The organism is Bradyrhizobium japonicum USDA 6, assembly GCF_000284375.1.
GTDB lineage: Bacteria > Pseudomonadota > Alphaproteobacteria > Rhizobiales > Xanthobacteraceae > Bradyrhizobium > Bradyrhizobium japonicum.
This window is the reverse complement of the sequence record NC_017249.1, coordinates 2,109,736-2,125,426: the sequence shown is the minus strand read 5'-3', so window position 1 is coordinate 2,125,426 and position 15,691 is coordinate 2,109,736. Positions and strand designations below refer to the sequence as shown.

Sequence of the window (15,691 nt, the reverse complement as noted above, 5' to 3'; positions counted from 1 at the left end):
CAACCATTGAGACAAAGCTCCTTATTGGGAGGCGTCGAGCCAAGCCGGGATGGATGATCCCAGCGGTGAGGGTCCGCAATTCCAGTACGCCGCAGTTTCCGAGAACTCGACCAATGGTTTCGGATGAGTAAGATTGCCGAACGCGCCCGACGTTTCGAAATATGAGTCCATCGGTGGGACAGGGAGCGTCGATCTATCGCCTTCGCTTCGCCACAAATTTTGAGGGAGCATCCCGAGTTCTTGAAGCCACATCGAACAGCCGGTAAGTGAAACCTCAACGCGATAGCTGCCCCCTTCCTTCGCTCTTCGAACTAGAGCGGCGACGACGCCGGCCGAACCCAGATATGCCGCCAGGTAGTCGTTTAGTGTGAAGGTCGGCGCCAGGACTGGCACCTCGGATGAACCTTCGGCGATGGCTAGACCTGAAACAGCTTGGCCTACTTGTTCTAGCCCGCCGCGCTTCATCCACGGACCACCCATGCCGTATGCCGATATCGTGACGTAGATGATGCCCGGCCGCGCCACGGCCATCTCTTCCGGTGACAAACCGCGCTTCGCGAGGCTACCTGGCCGGAACGACTGAACAAAGACATCTGCTCGGGTAATCAACTTCTTCAGCGTCTCCATGTCGCCGGTACGGTCGAGATCGATGAATGCGGAGCGCTTGCCAAAGCTGGTATCGATGACGTAGCGGAAGTCGTCTTGCTTAAGCGGGGCAGAGACACGCAGGACGTCCGCGCCCTGCTCTGCCAACACCCGCGCCGATACGGGACCTGCCAAGAGGTGCGCCATGTCCAGAACGCGTATGTCGGAGAGCGGACGTTCGGCGGGCGTAAACGGTCGAGCGGGGCTCTCTGCGATCTTCTGAACATGGACAACCGGTCGGGACGAGAGCCAACTTCCCTGTGGGTGACTTAGCCACTCTTCTCTTGTGCGAGCCATCACACCGATGACCTTCCGTTCAGCGAGCGCATCCTCCAAGTCGTCACTCGACCAGCTTGACGTCGCCTCGGAGATTGCATCCGTCGTGTTCGCGCACTTCAAGAGGTCCAAAAGCGCGATCAGGTTTGTATGATAAGCGGAAGCGCGGAGCAGATACATGCGACGACCATCACGCGTCCGAAAGAAGTTTGGACGCTCCGAAACCGGTCGACCGAGATCCAGGTGATGTCCGTTCTGGTGGATGTGCAAGGAGGTACGCAGGCCAGGTACGGCTGCATGCCGTAGGTCCACCCGAATATCTTGATCGCGGCCGCTACGCATTTTCCAGATTGCGGAAATGCCGCACGCTTCAGCTGCAATCGCTGCTGCGCATGCCGCGGCCGGTCGGAAGCGGCTAGGAACGATGGGATCATCCCCCACAAAGCTGAGCGCTCCGCTGCCGCGGCTCATTCCGAGCGATGAAAGCAGGCCATCGAGAGCCCACTGTGCCGCCACGCTCACTTTAGATACACCATGAAAAGCCAATTCGCGAACATCACGGGCTTTTCAGCGCCCTCCAACTCCACGGTGATCTCGTACCGCAGCAGGCACTCCTTTTCGACGCGCTCGTCTACCCCGATCAGGCGATACTGTGCCCTGATCCTCCTTCCTCTCGGCACCGGCGCGATGAACCGTATCCGATCGTAACCATAGTTTAGGAGGAGACGGCGGTCACTGATGGTAGGAAGGGCGGTCTTGACCATCGCGCCCACGTTCGAGCAAAGCGAAAGGGTGAGCAACCCGTGGGCGATGGTACCGTCGAGCCCTCTTTCCTTTGACTGCTTCTCGTCCACATGAACGGGACCGTAGTCATCGGTGATCTTGGCGTAATCGTCGATCATCTGCTGATCGACCAGAACCCAGTCAGAAAGTCCAACGACCTGTCCTATCTGCGCGGCATAGTCTCGAAACGCTATACTTCTGGGGTTATCCGGTATCAGAGCAGCCGTTGCCATCCCGACGTCACTTTCGTTCTTGTTTTGCCCGACAAAAGACGATTAATGACATTTCGTTGTGTCGTCAACTAATTTTATGTTGGACCCGCATTTGCGGCATCTGTCGTCAGTCGGGCGCGATACGGAAATTTGCCTTGGAGTGGAGACCGCATGTTAAGCGGCCCGAATTTGTTCGAGGAAATCCGCGACTCTGGTCTGCAGGACGATGGTTTGCCCTCGAAGGATGTCTGCCGAATGCTTGACGCTGGTCGCGGCGGCTTCTGTGACATCGGCGCCGGCTGAGACATGGGCGACGTTGGACGACGCTTCTCTCGTCGCCTGCGCAGCCGCCTGAGTATTTCGACTTATCTCCGTTGTGGCTGCACCCTGCTCTTCGACTGCAGCCGCGATCGATGTCGATACATCGCTCATCTTCGCAATCACGGATCCGATGTGACTGACCGCATTCTTTGTTTCGATTGCCGCTTCCTGAGCGTCCGCGATGTATTTTGCGATCTCCTGCGTAGCACTAGCCGTCTGACCAGCCAGCATCTTGACTTCGGACGCGACGACTGCGAATCCCTTACCAGCCTCTCCCGCACGAGCAGCTTCGATGGTTGCGTTAAGGGCCAATAGGTTAGTCCTGCCTGCGACGTCACTGATCAACCCAACGATCTCACCGATATGCTCCGCAGCCAAGGAAAGCTTGCGTACAATGCTGTCGGCCGATTGCGCCTCCTGGAGTACCTCTCCAGCGATTCCGGCCCCGAAAGTGACACGCTGGCTTATTTCGTTAATTGAGTCACTCAGTTGGCTCGTCGATACTGCGACACTATCTACATTCGCGGCTGCGTCGCCCGTAGCCGTAGCAGCAAGGCGGAGTTGAACCATCGCCCGCTTCGACGTCGAAGACAGATCGACGGAAGTCTGCATCATCTTGTCGGACGCATCCGAGAGCAAATCAAGTTCTTGAGTTACTTGTGCTTCAAACGAAGTCAAATGCGACTCGATGCGAGCTTGTCGCGCCGACTCCGCCGCATGCAGGTCGTTTTGGCGACTTTCGATCGATGCCTTCTCACGAGCACTTTGTTTGAACACCAGCAGCGCATCGAAGAGAGCGCCGATTTCGTCCGAACGGCGCGATACCGGCACTTCTACTTCCAGATTGCCGTTGGCCAGCTCGATCATTGAACATCTGGCAAGACGCATTGGACGGATCAATCGGCCATTGACACATTTTACGGCAAGGATTGCCGCCATAACCGAAACGAAGAGCAGTCCAACATAAGACGCGAGAGCTATTTGCGCGCGCTTCCTTTGTGACTCGGCGTAGGCTGTCGCGGCTTCCAACGCGTCTTCCGCTATCGATATTGGCCCGCGAAGTCGTTCTACCGTGATCGGCCCCCACGCCGATACGGTAAGTTCTGGAGACCTGCTCGCGACTAGCGCAGCAACAAGTCGATCTCGCAGAGCCACGTACTCGGCGTCGAACAAAGTGGATTTGGTTCTACCGATCGCATCTGACACCTTAGGAGGCAATGTAGGTCCGATTGCGACCAATTGCAGCGCCGTCCACGCTGCGTCGATTCCACCCAGATATCTCACGTAAGTTTCACGGCGATCAGCAGGAAGCACGCCGGCCGATAGACCATCCGAAACCAATACGAGAGCGTCGCCGGCGGCGTTTCGTAGCAGCCAGGCCAACCTCTTTACCGACATCAGTCTGTCGATCGTTGGATCTTTAAGCGCGGCGAGGGAATTTAGCGAACCGTCTACAGTTTCGATAGCTTTGAGTGCCGCAATCGTGGCATCGGCGTACTTCTTTGCGAGACCCGCATCTCTATCGGCTTTCGGTCGAACAACATTGGTCCAATACTCTTTCTGCAAGATGGACAGTTCGTCGAATTGGAGCGCTAGCGCTTGCAACTCGTTCGGATCAATCAGCTGAGGTCCTTGACGAAGCACATCTATCGCTTCGCGCATGCCGGACATTTCCGAGTCGCGTATTCTGTTCAGATAGTCCGCGGTCTCGCGGTCGATCGCAGATTCCGCGTTCAGGGTCCTCAACGTTATGGACCTGTCGAACCGCAGATTGTGCATGGCACGGAAGGTCTTCTCAGAGCTGCCAACGACCCTCAAAATGCGCTCAGCTGCTTCGGATTCGCGCCATAAATCCCACGACTTGGTGGCGAGCATACAAACAATGCAGGCTGATAAAACTAGAACCATCGATTTGATAAGGGAAGAAATGGATACGTGTGGCATTTGGAACCGCGCTAGGCTCGTTGAACGGGGCTAAATATTCTCGCGAACCTTTAAAGGATTGGTTGACTAATCACCTATTTTGCAAAAAGTGTGAATCTTTTGTAGGTAAGCAAAAAAAAGCCGCCTGCCATCATCCGTGATGGCAGGCGGATAATCCTAGGTTATAAATCAAAGGGAGGACGTCGAGGCCACGACGAGCGGCCTCGACCGACGCTCATATTGGATGATAGACAGATTTGTTGTTTTGTCAACTATTATTTGATGGCGTATGCTACAACCGAAGAGAGAGTGAATAAAACCAACAATCTCTGGAATTCGCATTGGTCATTCAGACGCAACTCCTGGCCTCGGTATTGGCGGCGACATGCATCTCGTTTTCCAAAGGTTCATTGACATGTTGGCGGCCGCCAAAGAGACCGATGATTTCTCGCAGACGATGGTCGTCACCGCCAAAGCTCTGGATTTGTCGTGCTTCGCGTATCTGGCGCTACCTCAATCTCCGCATGGAAGACCTGAACTGATCTCTAACTATCCTACCGATTGGACATCTCATTATCTTGAGAGTCGCTACCAAAGAATCGATCCAGTCATTCAAAGTGTGCTCACCAGCCCCGAACCGTTCAGGTGGGGTTTCGATCTTTCGAACACTTGCCATTCAACACTTCAGCAGCAAATGCTCGACGAAGCCTCTCAGTTCGGGATTCGGTGCGGCTTTACCATTCCTATTCACGATGGGCGGAGCCCGATTGCGGCGCTGACATTTGCTTCGGATCAGCGAAGCGGACCGTTTGAGACCTGCGTTGCGCACCAATCGCGGGTTCTGCAACTAATGGCCCTGTATTTCCATGCACACGTTCGCCGCAAATCGAGGAGCCAACACGAAGCTATAAATATCTTACTTTCAGTTCGGGAGTACGAATGTTTGGAATGGGCAGCTCAGGGGAAGACTGCTTGGGAGATAGGCCAAATCGTTGGGATTTCGAGACATACGGCCGCGTCATACTTGCGGTCCGCCAAGCAGAAGTTAGGCGTAAGGACCGTCGTCCAGGCGGCCTTGCTGCTCGCGGCTGGAAAATTGAAGCGGCAAAATTAGGACACCGATCCCCCCACAACTGCAGGTGATGACCTTGACTGTTACCTCGCCTTAATTGGCGGGACAACACGGGAGGAATCATGATCCGTTTAATCACAGAACCCTTTTACGGAGAGTTTTCGGAAACGCTTGCGGGGATGTTCGAGCTTAGACATCGCGTATTCAAGATTCGCATGGGTTGGGAAGTTCAGACCAGCGACGCTATGGAGATTGATGAATTTGATGCTCTGCATCCATCATACTTGGTTCAAGTGTTCGATGACGGAAAGGTACAAGGCGCCGTCCGCCTGCTTCCCACGCTCGGCCCGACCATGCTTTGCGATGTTTTTCCCGCGCTTCTCGAGGGCCAGTCAGCACCGTCAAGTCCTCTCGTTTGGGAAAGTAGCAGGTTCGCAATCGATGTTGCGGCGGATGCCCCAAAGGGAGATCACGGGATTACTCGTGCCGCTTATGAATTGTTTGCAGGAATGGTCGAATTCGGACTTTCCCGAAAGCTCACCGACATAGTTACGGTCACAGATGTCCGTATGGAGAGAATTCTTCGGCGAGCCGGTTGGCCGCTGCGGCGTATCGGCAATCCTTCCGCAATTGGCAAAACCTTGGCCGTAGCAGGTTACCTCAAAATCTCGCGTGAGACCCTTGCCAGCCTCCGCAGGGCTAGCGGTCTTTCGACGCCGGTTCTTTGGACACCGGTGATCTCCGCAGCCGCCTAGAACCATCAACATTGACAACTGAGGCATGCGTCCTCGCAAAGGTAGGCACGGCACGTCCCGCCGCTTCTGGGCATTCAACATGGGTACAATTGAGACCAAGAACGACAAACGAAGCGCAAGAGCTATCGACTTGCAACAGCTTCGACTGGCGATAGTCGCTTGTGACTATGGAAGTTTTCGACGAGCCGCAGACGCGCTGTCGATCAAGCATACCGCTTTCAGCCGCTCGATCCGTCAACTCGAGCACCTCGTGGGCACTTCATTATTCGAACGCTCAAGCGGTGGAATCAAGCCTACGCCAGCCGGTCGGGCAATTTTGAGAATTGCGAGACTGATCCTAGAACAAGTCGAAATACTCGTTGATACTGGCAGATCCGCTGCTCGCGGCGATACTGGCCGTCTTGTTATTGGCTTCTACACGTCCATGTCCACGGGAAACCTGCGAGCTACCGTAGGCGAGCTTAAGAAGCTGCTTCCGCAGCTTGAGTTGGCGACGATGGAACGCTCCCGTCTCCGTCTGATGACCGCCCTTCGTAACGGAACCATCGACGTTGTCGTGAGCCCGGGACGCCTACCATTGAAGGGCAATAGAGCACAACAGCTGTGGAGCGAGCGCATCTTGGTTTCATTGCCTGAGGACCACTGCCTGGCAGCACGCAAGATTATCTATTGGACCGATTTGCGGAACGAAAGGATTCTTTTAAGCGAGTATGATCCCGGGAAAGAACTCGCGGATCTTTTGAATTCAAAGCTTGCACAACCCGAAGATGGTCCCAAAATCGAACGACACGACGTCAGCCGCGGCATTATCAAGAGCCTTGTCAGCATGGGCATGGGGCTCAGTCTCGTAATGGAATCGGATATTGGAGCAAGCTTTGCTGGTCTAGTGTATAGGGAACTGCAGGACGGCACGGGACCGAGCCGGTTGGACTTCTACGCACATTGGCGGGATGACAACGAAAACCCTGCTCTGAAACGATTCCTCGATCTGCTTTCAGAGCGCTATCCCTCACCTCCGCCTGCCCCCGAGGAGTGACCCGCTCGTCTCGCCTTTGCAAATCCGCGGTCGGTAGCCATGAAACGCGCGAGCATCGGCGCGATCAGCTTCGCCGGATCGATGCGTTGCCCACTTTCACGTGCCAAGGCCTCTGTATAGGCGACGAGATCGCGATGCACTGATGCGGGAAGCTCAGTGGTGACCTTCACCGGCTTGTCGTCGGGCAGTGTACCTATTTTAAGCTTGGGCATGCCGTTACCGTCCGTAGGGCACAAGGATGAGGTCACGATTGACGAGAACGCGAACCGGGAAACCAGGTCGCACGGTCAGTGTGGGCTGGATGTTGAGACTGCGCCGAACCACCTGCTGTCCGGTTTGGTTTAACGAGTCGGAGGCGCCGTGTCGCAATGCCTGGATGATGGCGCTGTCGCTGCTGTTGGTGTCGGACCCTGCGCCTAGTTCCGTCCCGACAGCTAAAAACGTCGATAACGCTGCGGCCTTGAATAGCTCACCCCAATGGTTGTCGATCTGGTCCTCGAGACCCGCATAGCCTGCGGTGTCGGCGCCAGGCTGTCGCTCGAGAACGATGGAACGTCCATTCGGCATAATGAGCCTGGTCCAGACGAGCAGGACACGCGACTGGCCGAAGGTGACCTGACTATCGTAGATCCCAATCAGTCGCGCTCCCTGAGGCACAAGCAGAAAGCGACCGGTCGGCGTATCAAAGACATTTTCGGTTACCTGCGCGGTGATTTGGCCTGGCAGGTCCGATCTGATCCCGGTGATCAGCGCTCCCGGAATGACCGTCCCGGCCTGCACGATATACGGAGAAACAGGTTTAGCGATGCGGTCAGGGCTTACCGTACGACGATCCGCAGAGGCATTAACGAAGGCAAGCTTCCGGTCGTGACCGTTCTGCGCAGATCCATCGTCGCCGGTGCTCGTTGCGCTCGCCGGCACGACGCGCTCGCTCCCAACAGCGGCAGCGGCGGACGGACGCACCTCTCGTCCATTGGTCGAAGCGAACAGATGGCTGATGCGGGCTGCTTCGGTCTCTTGATCCCGCCGCTGCTGGTCCGGATCAGCGCTGCTCGTCGGCAACTGCCCCTGAGCAGCTAGGATCGGTCGACCAAGGTCCCCGGGAAGAGGCGGACCAAGCTGCGGAATCGGCTGGCGCGGAACGCCAGCGTAGTCCTTCGGCAGCGTCGTAATGCCATCGGCGACATTGTGATGGTCAGTGCTGTAAAGCTCATCGGCCGCCTGGCTTCGGGAACGATTGCTCTCCAGCGACCACATGACCGCTCCGCCGATGACAAGCAGGGCAATCGCGCTCCCTCCAGCCAGGACTTTTCGTGACAACCGTGTCACGCGCGGATGCTCTGCTCTCAGGCGGAAACTCCTGGACTGCTCCTCTTGCGTCTCCGGCGGAACTGCTTGCTCGTAATCGTTTCCATTCGGGGTGCTCATGACGACGGCCTCCCGTCGGTTCTGACAATACGGACCTTCTGCTGATGCTCGCCGCCAATCCGCAGCTCGGCTGCAGCAAACAGCCTATCGACGATCAATACGTTGCCGTACGCCCGATAGTTGACGAGTTCGGTCTTGCCGTCTGGGCCTATGACGAAAAGAGGAGGCATCTCACCTTGCACGATTCCCCGCGGGAATTCGACGTAGACCTTGCGTCCATCGTCATATGCGGCGAGCGGTCGCCAGGGAGGACTGTCCCCTTCGATGGCATAGCGGGAGATGCGCTGCGCCGGCTCCGGAATAACGGGCTTCAGAGCGACCGAGCGCGATCGTTCCCGCAAGGTTTCTGGGTAGTACCAGGCAACAGACGGCATGTATGGCCGTTCGCGGGAGCGGAGCTCGATCAGGTAGGTGCGCCGGTCAGTATTGACCACCAAGTTGGTCTCGATCGAAACTCGAGTCGGCTTGATCAGAATATGGACCCGTCGTGTGTCGCCGCTTCCGCTTTCGGTATCACCCACGACCCAGCGTACGGTATCTCCGGCTGCGATCGGACCTGATCCCGTCAACTGCTCTCCTTCCTCAAGCGCGATATCCGTGATCTGCCCCGGTGCAGCGTAAATTTGATAGAGCGCCCCGGGACTGTAGGCGTAGATTTGGGCCGCGTTGAAATACCCCCGCTTGCGTGGTTCGACCCGGGCTGCGCTGTTTGCGGTCTCAACCCGGCTCACAGGTTCAGCGTCTTCCTTCCCTCCCGACTTGCCGCCGAGCGCCGGCTTCCAGAGCGGCGGAACGTGAAGCGGTCGCGATCTGTCGTCGAGGGCCACGGGCGTCGCCGGTAACGGAGGAACTTTAGCGTCATAGCTGATCTCCGGCGGAATGTAGGTCGCGCACCCGCCGAGCGCAGACGAACAAAGCAGAAGAGCAGATAGAAATGCACGCTTCGAGCTCACGAACCCGGGCCAAGCCGAATTGAGCCTGCTTTGCTGGAGGGAACGTTTCGAATGAACGTAAGACGGCGTCTTGGTCACTGACCCAACTCCTTTGACCAGTTGATGGCGCGGACGTAGACGCCAAGGGGATTCTTGCGCAGACGTTCGGCGTCGCGGGGCGTTTCGATCACGATCGAGAGAATTGCAGTCCAGCGCTCAGTTGAGCTCAACGAGCCGTTGTCGTAGGTGCGCTGCGTCCACGCGACGCGAAAGCTCTCCGAAGAGGCGCGAATGACGCTCGATACGTCGACGGAGATCTGGGCCTTGCCCAACTTGGCAAAGGGATCGTTGTTGCGTGCGTAGTCATTGAGCGCAGCGGCGCCGCGATCGGTGGTGAAATCATAGGCCCGGAGCCAGTTTTGGCGCAGAACTATGCCGTCGGCCGGCAGACCTCTGACGTCCTCAATGAAGCGCGCCAAATGGTACGCGATCTGAGCGTCTGTAGGCTGATAGTCGATGTTGGCGGGCGCAACCCTTTGAGCTTGGCCGAGATGATCGACTTCGACCACCCAGGGCGTGATTGAGCCTTGGCGGGATTGCCAGACAAGGCTGCCAGCCAGACCGGCCGACAGCATGAGGCAGCCAAAGGCCATCAGGCGCCAGTTTTTGGCTTGCACGCGCGCTGATCCAATGCGTTCGTCCCAAACCTGTGCGGCCTTTTGATAAGGCGTAATCGGCTCGGGCATGCGCCCGTAGTGAACTGATGGTCGTTTGAACATTGATGGTTGCCCCTGAAATTGAGTTATCGGTTTCAAGTTTTGCGTTTGAAGGATTCTGAGGCGCTGCTGTGCGGTGGAGGTGCAGTGGTGTGTCTCAGCGCTCTCCTTCGGACAAATCGACGGAGGAGCCGCCGCCGCCGTGATCGCCCGAGCGGATGGCGTGGCCGGCAGCCGAGGCACCATGCCGGATGGTCTCTGCGCGCTTCATGCGGCGAGCCCAATCAGGCTGCCCGTCGGCCGGGGAGCTCGCGCCCTGCTCGCTTGCTTGGCTACGTCCAACGGCGGCCGCAGCTCGGCGCAAAGGACTCGTCACAGCCGAGCTGCCCGCCTCCCCCAATCCGGCAAGGCCGCCGCTTCGATAGGCGGCTGTTGCTCCGCTTATGACAGCGCCGCCACCGCGCGCGGCGCCTGCGACCGCACCGCCAGCGAGACCGGCGCCGCCAGCGGCAAGTCCCGCGCCAGCCGCAACAATGCCGCCGGCAGCAAGGCCTGTTCCGATAGCGGCGCCGGCGCCGAGTTGGGGTCCGCCCGACACCAGGCCGTTTGCGATTCCCGGACCGAAGATGCCGAGGCCCAGCAAGGAGAGCGCCGCGAGCACCAGAGTCATCGCGTCTTCGATGGTCGGCTGTGCACCGCCGAAACCAGTTGTGAACTGCGAGAACAGGCTGGAGCCGATGCCGACAATGACAGCAAGGACGAGGACCTTAATTCCCGAGGAAATGACGTTGCCCAGAACGCGCTCCGCCGCGAAGGCGGTCTTGCCAAACAAGCCAAAGGGAATCAGCACGAAGCCGGCCAGTGTCGTGAGCTTGAACTCGATTAGTGTGACGAAGAGCTGGATCGCCAGGATGAAGAAGGCGAGCAGCACCACGACCCACGCGAACAGGAGAACGACGATTTGGACGAAATTCTCGAAGAAACTGATGTACCCCATCAGGCTTGAAATCGAATCGAGCAACGGTCGGCCAGCATCAAGTCCGATTTGGGCGATCTTTCCCGGCCGCAGGAAATCCGATGCGGATAGGCTTGCACCCGATGCTTTCAAGCCGAGTCCGGCGAAGCTCTCGAAGACAATGCGCGCCAAGCTGTTCCAATTGCTGAGCAGGTCGCCATGGCGGCCGATTGAACCAGCTTGGTGGGATGTGGCTGAGAACCGGGAATACGGATCGATTGAAGTGCATATTCTTCGTAAAGCGCCTCGGTGATCCGACCGCCCTCCGCCGGTGTCCAAGCAACGGCCTCATAGGCAAGTTCAGCCCCTGCCATATCCGCTGTGGGAGCGGCGGTGCCGGACGGTCGCATCGCATAGGCGCGGACGGTTCGCGGGATGCCCGGACGAGCGTTGGGTGAAGCGGCGACTGGCATCGCGATCGGCAGTCGGGCCGGAACGTACTCCGTGACCCATCCGAGCAGCGTGGCAGCGTCCGGCGCCACGCCGAGAGGCGACGGGAATGTCGTCGCATCGTCCGCCGGCAACCGGTCGATCACGGTCAGCCGCGTCTCGATGGTGGTGCCGTGCTTAGCGAAGACCCCACCGGCAATGGTTGCGCTGAAGACGACGCGCCCGCGTTCCTGCAACCGGATGAAGGCATCGCGCCAGACCGGATTGTCCGGGGAACAACTCGCCCCGGTGATAGCGACCAGCCGGCCGCCTTCGGGGAGCCGCGCCAAGGCCGACGCGATATGTCGTAAGGCAGCGTCGGCCATGCGGCGATCGACGTTGGCGACGGCCGAGAACGGCGGGTTCATCAGTACGACGCTTGGCGTGATGGCGGTGTCGAGATGATCGTCGATATGCGCGGCGTCGAAGCGCGTGACGGCGATGCCAGGAAAGAGAAGCGAAAGAAGTCCAGCGCGGGTTTCGGCGAGCTCGTTGAGAACGAGCGAAGCACCAGACAGCTCGGCCAGGACGGCGAGCAAGCCCGTGCCAGCCGAAGGCTCCAGCACAACATCGGAAGGCATGATCGCCGCTGCCGTGCTCGCCGCGAAACCAAGCGCGATGGGCGTGCTGAACTGCTGAAGCGCCTCGCTCTCTTCCGAACGGCGGGTGTGGGTGGGAAGAAGGCCGGCGATCTTTGCCAGCATCGGCAGCATCGCGGCAGGTGAATCGGCACGCGCGCGCATGGCCGGACCGAACTTGCGAACGAACAGGACGGTCGCGGCTTCACCGGCGTCGTAGGACGTCTTCCAATCCCACCCACCATCGGCGTCGGAGGCGCCAAAGGCGTTTTCCATTGCTGCGCGCAAGATCGGCGCATCGACGCACTCACCGCGCTGCAGATGCAGAAGAAGTTGTTGCGCGGCGCTAGCGACCGCGCCGGCCTTTTTCAGAGAAGTGGGCGTAACGCGAAGCGTCGCGGCCGCAACGGCGGCCACGGATGAGTGAATGATCGTCATGAAGGAAGCCTCGGAGAGCGGGGAAGGTTTGAGCCGCAGGGCGCTCTCTCGACCGAGCCGGCTCAAACCCATCCCGGCCAACCTCTTCCTCTTCCGGTGACGCTGACTGACCGCCAAGAAATGCAGACTGAGTGGCTGCGCACCGCCCTAAGTGAAAGGAAAAAAGCCCCTTTCATCTCATGAATCGGCGCGCTATCTTTCTGCTCATCGAGAAGCGCAATGAAGCGACGAGATGAACGACCGAAAGCTCAAACGACGAGTCGCCACGGCAGCCGAACGAGAGGCGCTGAACGTATTCGGGCAGGTCAAGACCGAGAAAGCCGTAAGCGAGCATGAAAAGGCGCAAAAGGCGTTTCACTAAAATCGCGAACGCTTGAAAGCATTGCGATTGGCGCGGGAAGCTGCCGAAAAGGCGAAGCGAACATGACGCCGACGCTGTTTCCTTCGGTCTTTACGATCGAGATCGGCGGCACCCCAACGGTGACGTTCGAAGCAAAGAGCCTCCTTGAAGCAAACGAAATTTGCAGCGCGCCGTGGCTGCGTGAAGATTTCACATCAACACAGTCCAACGGCGCACCGTTGTGGGATGGCAAAGCTCCGCTGAGAGCACGCGTGGGCTTCGCCGACGAGATCGCAACATTCGACGATGCTTCCAAAGATGCTCAATCATCCGATGGAATGTTGATGGTCTATCTCGTCGAATTGGACGACAATGACACCGCAGAGAATCCCGAACCCAGTTCAGCTACTCCACTGCGCTGAGAAGCGACGGTAAGAGATTCATGCGAGCCGGAGCGGGGATGATCTTGGTGCTCCGCGAAAGAAAAAGCCCGGCACGGAATGCCGGGCTTGAGACGGGATAAGAAGGTGTGGGTCGGCCGGAGCCCCCGCACCTGCGAGATTATTCTGCCGCAATTATATGTGGCCGGTCCTCGTCGGCCTCGGTGCCAGCTTCGTCTTCGCCGGCCGCGAGGAACTCCGGTAACGCCTCGTGATCTGCAGCGGGCTCCCCTACCGTGCCCACCTCTTCGAGACGAAGTGGTTCAGGCAACCATCCGGTCCCCTCGAGCAGCCTCTCGGCCTCCCGCGCCATGTCGACTTTCTTGAGGTGGTCGATAAGCTGCACCGATTGCTCGCCCTTTGCATCGCGAACGGCCTCGAGAATGTGAGGTTTGGTGACCCGGCCGAGATAGTTGTCGACGGTAGGCTTCCAGCCCACTGCTGCCATATCGAGACCGACGGCGCGCGCAAGAACGTTGGCGTGATCGAGCCTTCGGCGTATGCCGTTCGCGGAGACGCGGCCCTCATTGTAGCGGTTGGCGGACTCGTAGAGCGCATTGACCGCCGATGACGCACAATGCGCGAACAACGCGGCCTGCTCTTTCCCGTCGAACGCCGTGAGCACGTTCCATAGATCAGCTTCGTCCTTGGGCAGGCGGGCTTTCCATCCGTCATGGCGCCCGTCGATAGCTTCCGCTGATGCACTCTCCTTCAAGCCGGGCGCTTGAGCAGGGAATGTCGGGGTCCGGATGGCGATTTCCAGGCAGCCGCCCGACGACGAGAAGCGGTAGAAGGTCGCCAACACGAAATTGTGCAGCACCGCCTGAAAGGCGACGGCCGGATCGTTCGCCAGCGCATTGCGCAACGCAAGTGTGCGATGTGCGGTCAATTCGGTGATGAGCCGATCCGGCAGCGGCTTGACCGTGTCGTCGTCGTCCTCCTCGACGGGTTCAGTTGGCGCGCCGCCGACAGTGATGACCGCGCGTTGGACCACACCATTGGTCGTGGGCCGGTCATCGTTGGTCTCTCCGTCGCCTTGTACTTCGCTTTCAGGCTCGACGGTCACGGGCGCCTCGTCTTCCGGTCGCACGTAGCCACGGGCGATCGACAGTAAACCCTCGGCATCGATGCTGACGAAGACGCCTGCACGGGTGATCTGGGCCGGATCGTAGACAAGCGATCGAGATTCCAGAACGGACCGCGCCGCCTCGATTTCTCCAAGGCGCTGATCAATCTCGTCCGGCAGTTCGTCGGCGTCCTGGTAATCCTCCTCGATCTTGGCGTGCTCGGTATTGAGGGCGTCAAGCGTCGCCCGCTCCTCCTCCGTCAGATCAACCGGTTCGCCCTCAATCTCGCGCAACCCGTTAGTGTGGCCGTAGGGGAAGTCGACTGCCACCGCGATCCACTTCCAGCCTTCGGCCGCGATCGTCTCGGCCTCGGCCTTCAGCTTCTCGGCGGCGAGACGATCGAGCAGCGGCACATCCTGCAACCAGCCGCCATCGTCGTGTGCGAACAAATCCCGTAGCACGGTACCGCCGGCCTGCTCGTAGATATCCAGCCCGACGAACTGGGCGCGACGGTCGGAAGCGCGCACGGTGTTCTCCGTCAGCATCCGCCGGATCTGATATGGCTCGTCGTTGCCGGATCTGCTGACATTGTCCCAGGCCTGCTCCTGACGCGCCTGGTCGGCCGTGACCGAGAAGGCCATCAACTGTTCGAGCGTCATGCCATCGTCGGCATAGACGTCGTGCAGCTTCGGCGACACTGACGCCAGACGCAGGCGCTGCTTGACGATCGCCGGCGAGACGAAGTGCCGCGCGGCGATATCCTCTTCACTCATGCCACCGTCACGCAGTACCTTGAACGCGCGGAACTGATCGAGTGGATGCAGGCCGACTCGCTCGTCATTCTCGGCGAGGGAATCGTCCTCGGCGATGCCGCCATCCCTGATAATGCAGGGGACAGGTTGCGTCTTCGCCATACGCTTCTGCTGAACCAGCAGTTCCAGCGCGCGGTAGCGGCGTCCACCGGCCGGCACCTCGAACATGCCGGTTTCCTGGCCGTCGACATCGACGACCGCGCGAACGCTCAGACTTTGTAGCAGTGTGCGCTGAGCGATGCTTTCCGCCAGTTGCTCGATCGAGACGCCGGCCTTCACGCGGCGGACGTTGGACTGGCTCAAGACCAATTTGTTGAAGGGAATATCGCGGGAGGGACTGAGTTTGATTTTCTGAACGCTTGCCATGTCGGATTCTCCACGACGGGCGGCCGAAAGATTCTCTCTCGACCTCCTACCCGTCACAGACAAGCCGGCGCGCCTCTCACTCTCTGAGGCGCAGCACCAACTGAAGC

13 protein-coding genes and 2 pseudogenes are annotated in these 15,691 nt (G+C 58.8%); 5 read left to right on the top strand and 10 right to left on the bottom strand.

The annotated features are described in order from the left end of the window. Positions 1-21: 21 nt before the first annotated feature. From BJ6T_RS09960 to BJ6T_RS09950, 3 genes are all read right to left on the bottom strand, one after another. Complete coding sequence (locus BJ6T_RS09960; RefSeq protein WP_080666071.1) at positions 22-1,443, bottom strand: CoA transferase; 1,422 nt, start codon at positions 1,441-1,443, stop codon at positions 22-24. Further along, positions 1,440-1,937 carry a MaoC/PaaZ C-terminal domain-containing protein gene (locus BJ6T_RS45425; protein ID WP_014492210.1) on the bottom strand — a complete coding sequence of 166 codons (498 nt, stop codon included), beginning with the start codon at positions 1,935-1,937 and terminating at the stop codon, positions 1,440-1,442. The genes BJ6T_RS09960 and BJ6T_RS45425 overlap by 4 nt, the downstream gene beginning before the upstream one ends. Before the next feature lie 153 nt (positions 1,938-2,090). Further along, on the bottom strand, positions 2,091-4,112 hold the full coding sequence (locus tag BJ6T_RS09950; RefSeq protein WP_014492209.1) for a methyl-accepting chemotaxis protein: 2,022 nt from the start codon (positions 4,110-4,112) through the stop codon (positions 2,091-2,093). A 433-nt stretch (positions 4,113-4,545) separates the two neighbouring features. On the opposite strand from BJ6T_RS09950, the gene BJ6T_RS09945 reads away from it, so the two are divergent. From BJ6T_RS09945 to BJ6T_RS09935, 3 genes are all read left to right on the top strand, one after another. Next, complete coding sequence (locus tag BJ6T_RS09945; protein ID WP_028169859.1) at positions 4,546-5,274, top strand: helix-turn-helix transcriptional regulator; 729 nt, start codon at positions 4,546-4,548, stop codon at positions 5,272-5,274. Between the two features lie 80 nt (positions 5,275-5,354). Further along, positions 5,355-5,987, top strand: coding sequence for an acyl-homoserine-lactone synthase (locus BJ6T_RS09940; RefSeq protein WP_014492208.1), 633 nt, complete (start codon positions 5,355-5,357; stop codon positions 5,985-5,987). Positions 5,988-6,066: 79 nt separating this feature from the next. Beyond that, on the top strand, positions 6,067-7,023 hold the full coding sequence (locus BJ6T_RS09935) for a LysR family transcriptional regulator (protein ID WP_039227569.1): 957 nt from the start codon (positions 6,067-6,069) through the stop codon (positions 7,021-7,023). Here the strand turns inward: BJ6T_RS09935 and BJ6T_RS43175 are convergent. From BJ6T_RS43175 to BJ6T_RS09910, 6 genes and pseudogenes are all read right to left on the bottom strand, one after another. Beyond that, complete coding sequence (locus BJ6T_RS43175; protein WP_014492206.1) at positions 6,990-7,235, bottom strand: DUF2274 domain-containing protein; 246 nt, start codon at positions 7,233-7,235, stop codon at positions 6,990-6,992. The two genes, BJ6T_RS09935 and BJ6T_RS43175, sit on opposite strands and share 34 nt — an antisense overlap. 4 nt (positions 7,236-7,239) lie before the next feature. Further along, the gene (locus BJ6T_RS09930; RefSeq protein ID WP_014492205.1) at positions 7,240-8,451 is read right to left on the bottom strand and encodes a TraB/TrbI/VirB10 family type IV secretion system protein; all 1,212 of its coding nucleotides are present in this window, start codon (positions 8,449-8,451) and stop codon (positions 7,240-7,242) included. Further along, positions 8,448-9,482 (bottom strand): P-type conjugative transfer protein TrbG, encoded by a 1,035-nt coding sequence (gene trbG, locus BJ6T_RS09925; RefSeq protein ID WP_014492204.1) that lies wholly within the window; start codon positions 9,480-9,482, stop codon positions 8,448-8,450. The genes BJ6T_RS09930 and trbG overlap by 4 nt, the downstream gene beginning before the upstream one ends. Next, on the bottom strand, positions 9,479-10,162 hold the full coding sequence (gene trbF, locus BJ6T_RS09920) for a conjugal transfer protein TrbF (RefSeq protein WP_014492203.1): 684 nt from the start codon (positions 10,160-10,162) through the stop codon (positions 9,479-9,481). The genes trbG and trbF overlap by 4 nt, the downstream gene beginning before the upstream one ends. Before the next feature lie 94 nt (positions 10,163-10,256). Then, positions 10,257-11,267: pseudogene (trbL, locus tag BJ6T_RS09915) on the bottom strand (P-type conjugative transfer protein TrbL); the annotation flags it as partial. Next, a pseudogene (locus tag BJ6T_RS09910) lies at positions 11,240-12,559 on the bottom strand (SAM-dependent methyltransferase); the annotation flags it as partial. The pseudogenes BJ6T_RS09910 and trbL, both read right to left, overlap by 28 nt. A 232-nt stretch (positions 12,560-12,791) precedes the next feature. Here BJ6T_RS09910 and BJ6T_RS49100 point away from each other — a divergent pair. Together BJ6T_RS49100 and BJ6T_RS09905 are read left to right on the top strand one after the other, a co-directional pair. Beyond that, entirely contained in the window at positions 12,792-12,920 is a 129-nt protein-coding gene (locus BJ6T_RS49100; RefSeq protein WP_259226315.1) for a hypothetical protein, read from the top strand. 62 nt (positions 12,921-12,982) lie between these two features. Continuing rightward, on the top strand, positions 12,983-13,321 hold the full coding sequence (locus BJ6T_RS09905; protein ID WP_014492200.1) for a hypothetical protein: 339 nt from the start codon (positions 12,983-12,985) through the stop codon (positions 13,319-13,321). A 139-nt stretch (positions 13,322-13,460) separates the two neighbouring features. Here the strand turns inward: BJ6T_RS09905 and BJ6T_RS09900 are convergent, their stop codons facing one another. Then, entirely contained in the window at positions 13,461-15,584 is a 2,124-nt protein-coding gene (locus BJ6T_RS09900) for a ParB/RepB/Spo0J family partition protein (protein WP_014492199.1), read from the bottom strand. Positions 15,585-15,691: the final 107 nt, after the last annotated feature.

What these genes read in the sequence shown, in the direction of transcription:
- BJ6T_RS49100 (WP_259226315.1), top strand. Translation starts at nt 12,792, where the DNA reads ATGAACGACCGAAAGCTCAAACGACGAGTCGCCACGGCAGCCGAACGA.
- BJ6T_RS43175 (WP_014492206.1), bottom strand. Translation starts at nt 7,235, where the DNA reads ATGCCCAAGCTTAAAATAGGTACACTGCCCGACGACAAGCCGGTGAAG.
- BJ6T_RS45425 (WP_014492210.1), bottom strand. Translation starts at nt 1,937, where the DNA reads ATGGCAACGGCTGCTCTGATACCGGATAACCCCAGAAGTATAGCGTTT.
- BJ6T_RS09900 (WP_014492199.1), bottom strand. Translation starts at nt 15,584, where the DNA reads ATGGCAAGCGTTCAGAAAATCAAACTCAGTCCCTCCCGCGATATTCCC.
- trbF (WP_014492203.1), bottom strand. Translation starts at nt 10,162, where the DNA reads ATGTTCAAACGACCATCAGTTCACTACGGGCGCATGCCCGAGCCGATT.
- BJ6T_RS09930 (WP_014492205.1), bottom strand. Translation starts at nt 8,451, where the DNA reads ATGAGCACCCCGAATGGAAACGATTACGAGCAAGCAGTTCCGCCGGAG.
- BJ6T_RS09940 (WP_014492208.1), top strand. Translation starts at nt 5,355, where the DNA reads ATGATCCGTTTAATCACAGAACCCTTTTACGGAGAGTTTTCGGAAACG.
- BJ6T_RS09950 (WP_014492209.1), bottom strand. Translation starts at nt 4,112, where the DNA reads ATGCTCGCCACCAAGTCGTGGGATTTATGGCGCGAATCCGAAGCAGCT.
- BJ6T_RS09905 (WP_014492200.1), top strand. Translation starts at nt 12,983, where the DNA reads ATGACGCCGACGCTGTTTCCTTCGGTCTTTACGATCGAGATCGGCGGC.
- BJ6T_RS09935 (WP_039227569.1), top strand. Translation starts at nt 6,067, where the DNA reads ATGGGTACAATTGAGACCAAGAACGACAAACGAAGCGCAAGAGCTATC.
- BJ6T_RS09945 (WP_028169859.1), top strand. Translation starts at nt 4,546, where the DNA reads ATGCATCTCGTTTTCCAAAGGTTCATTGACATGTTGGCGGCCGCCAAA.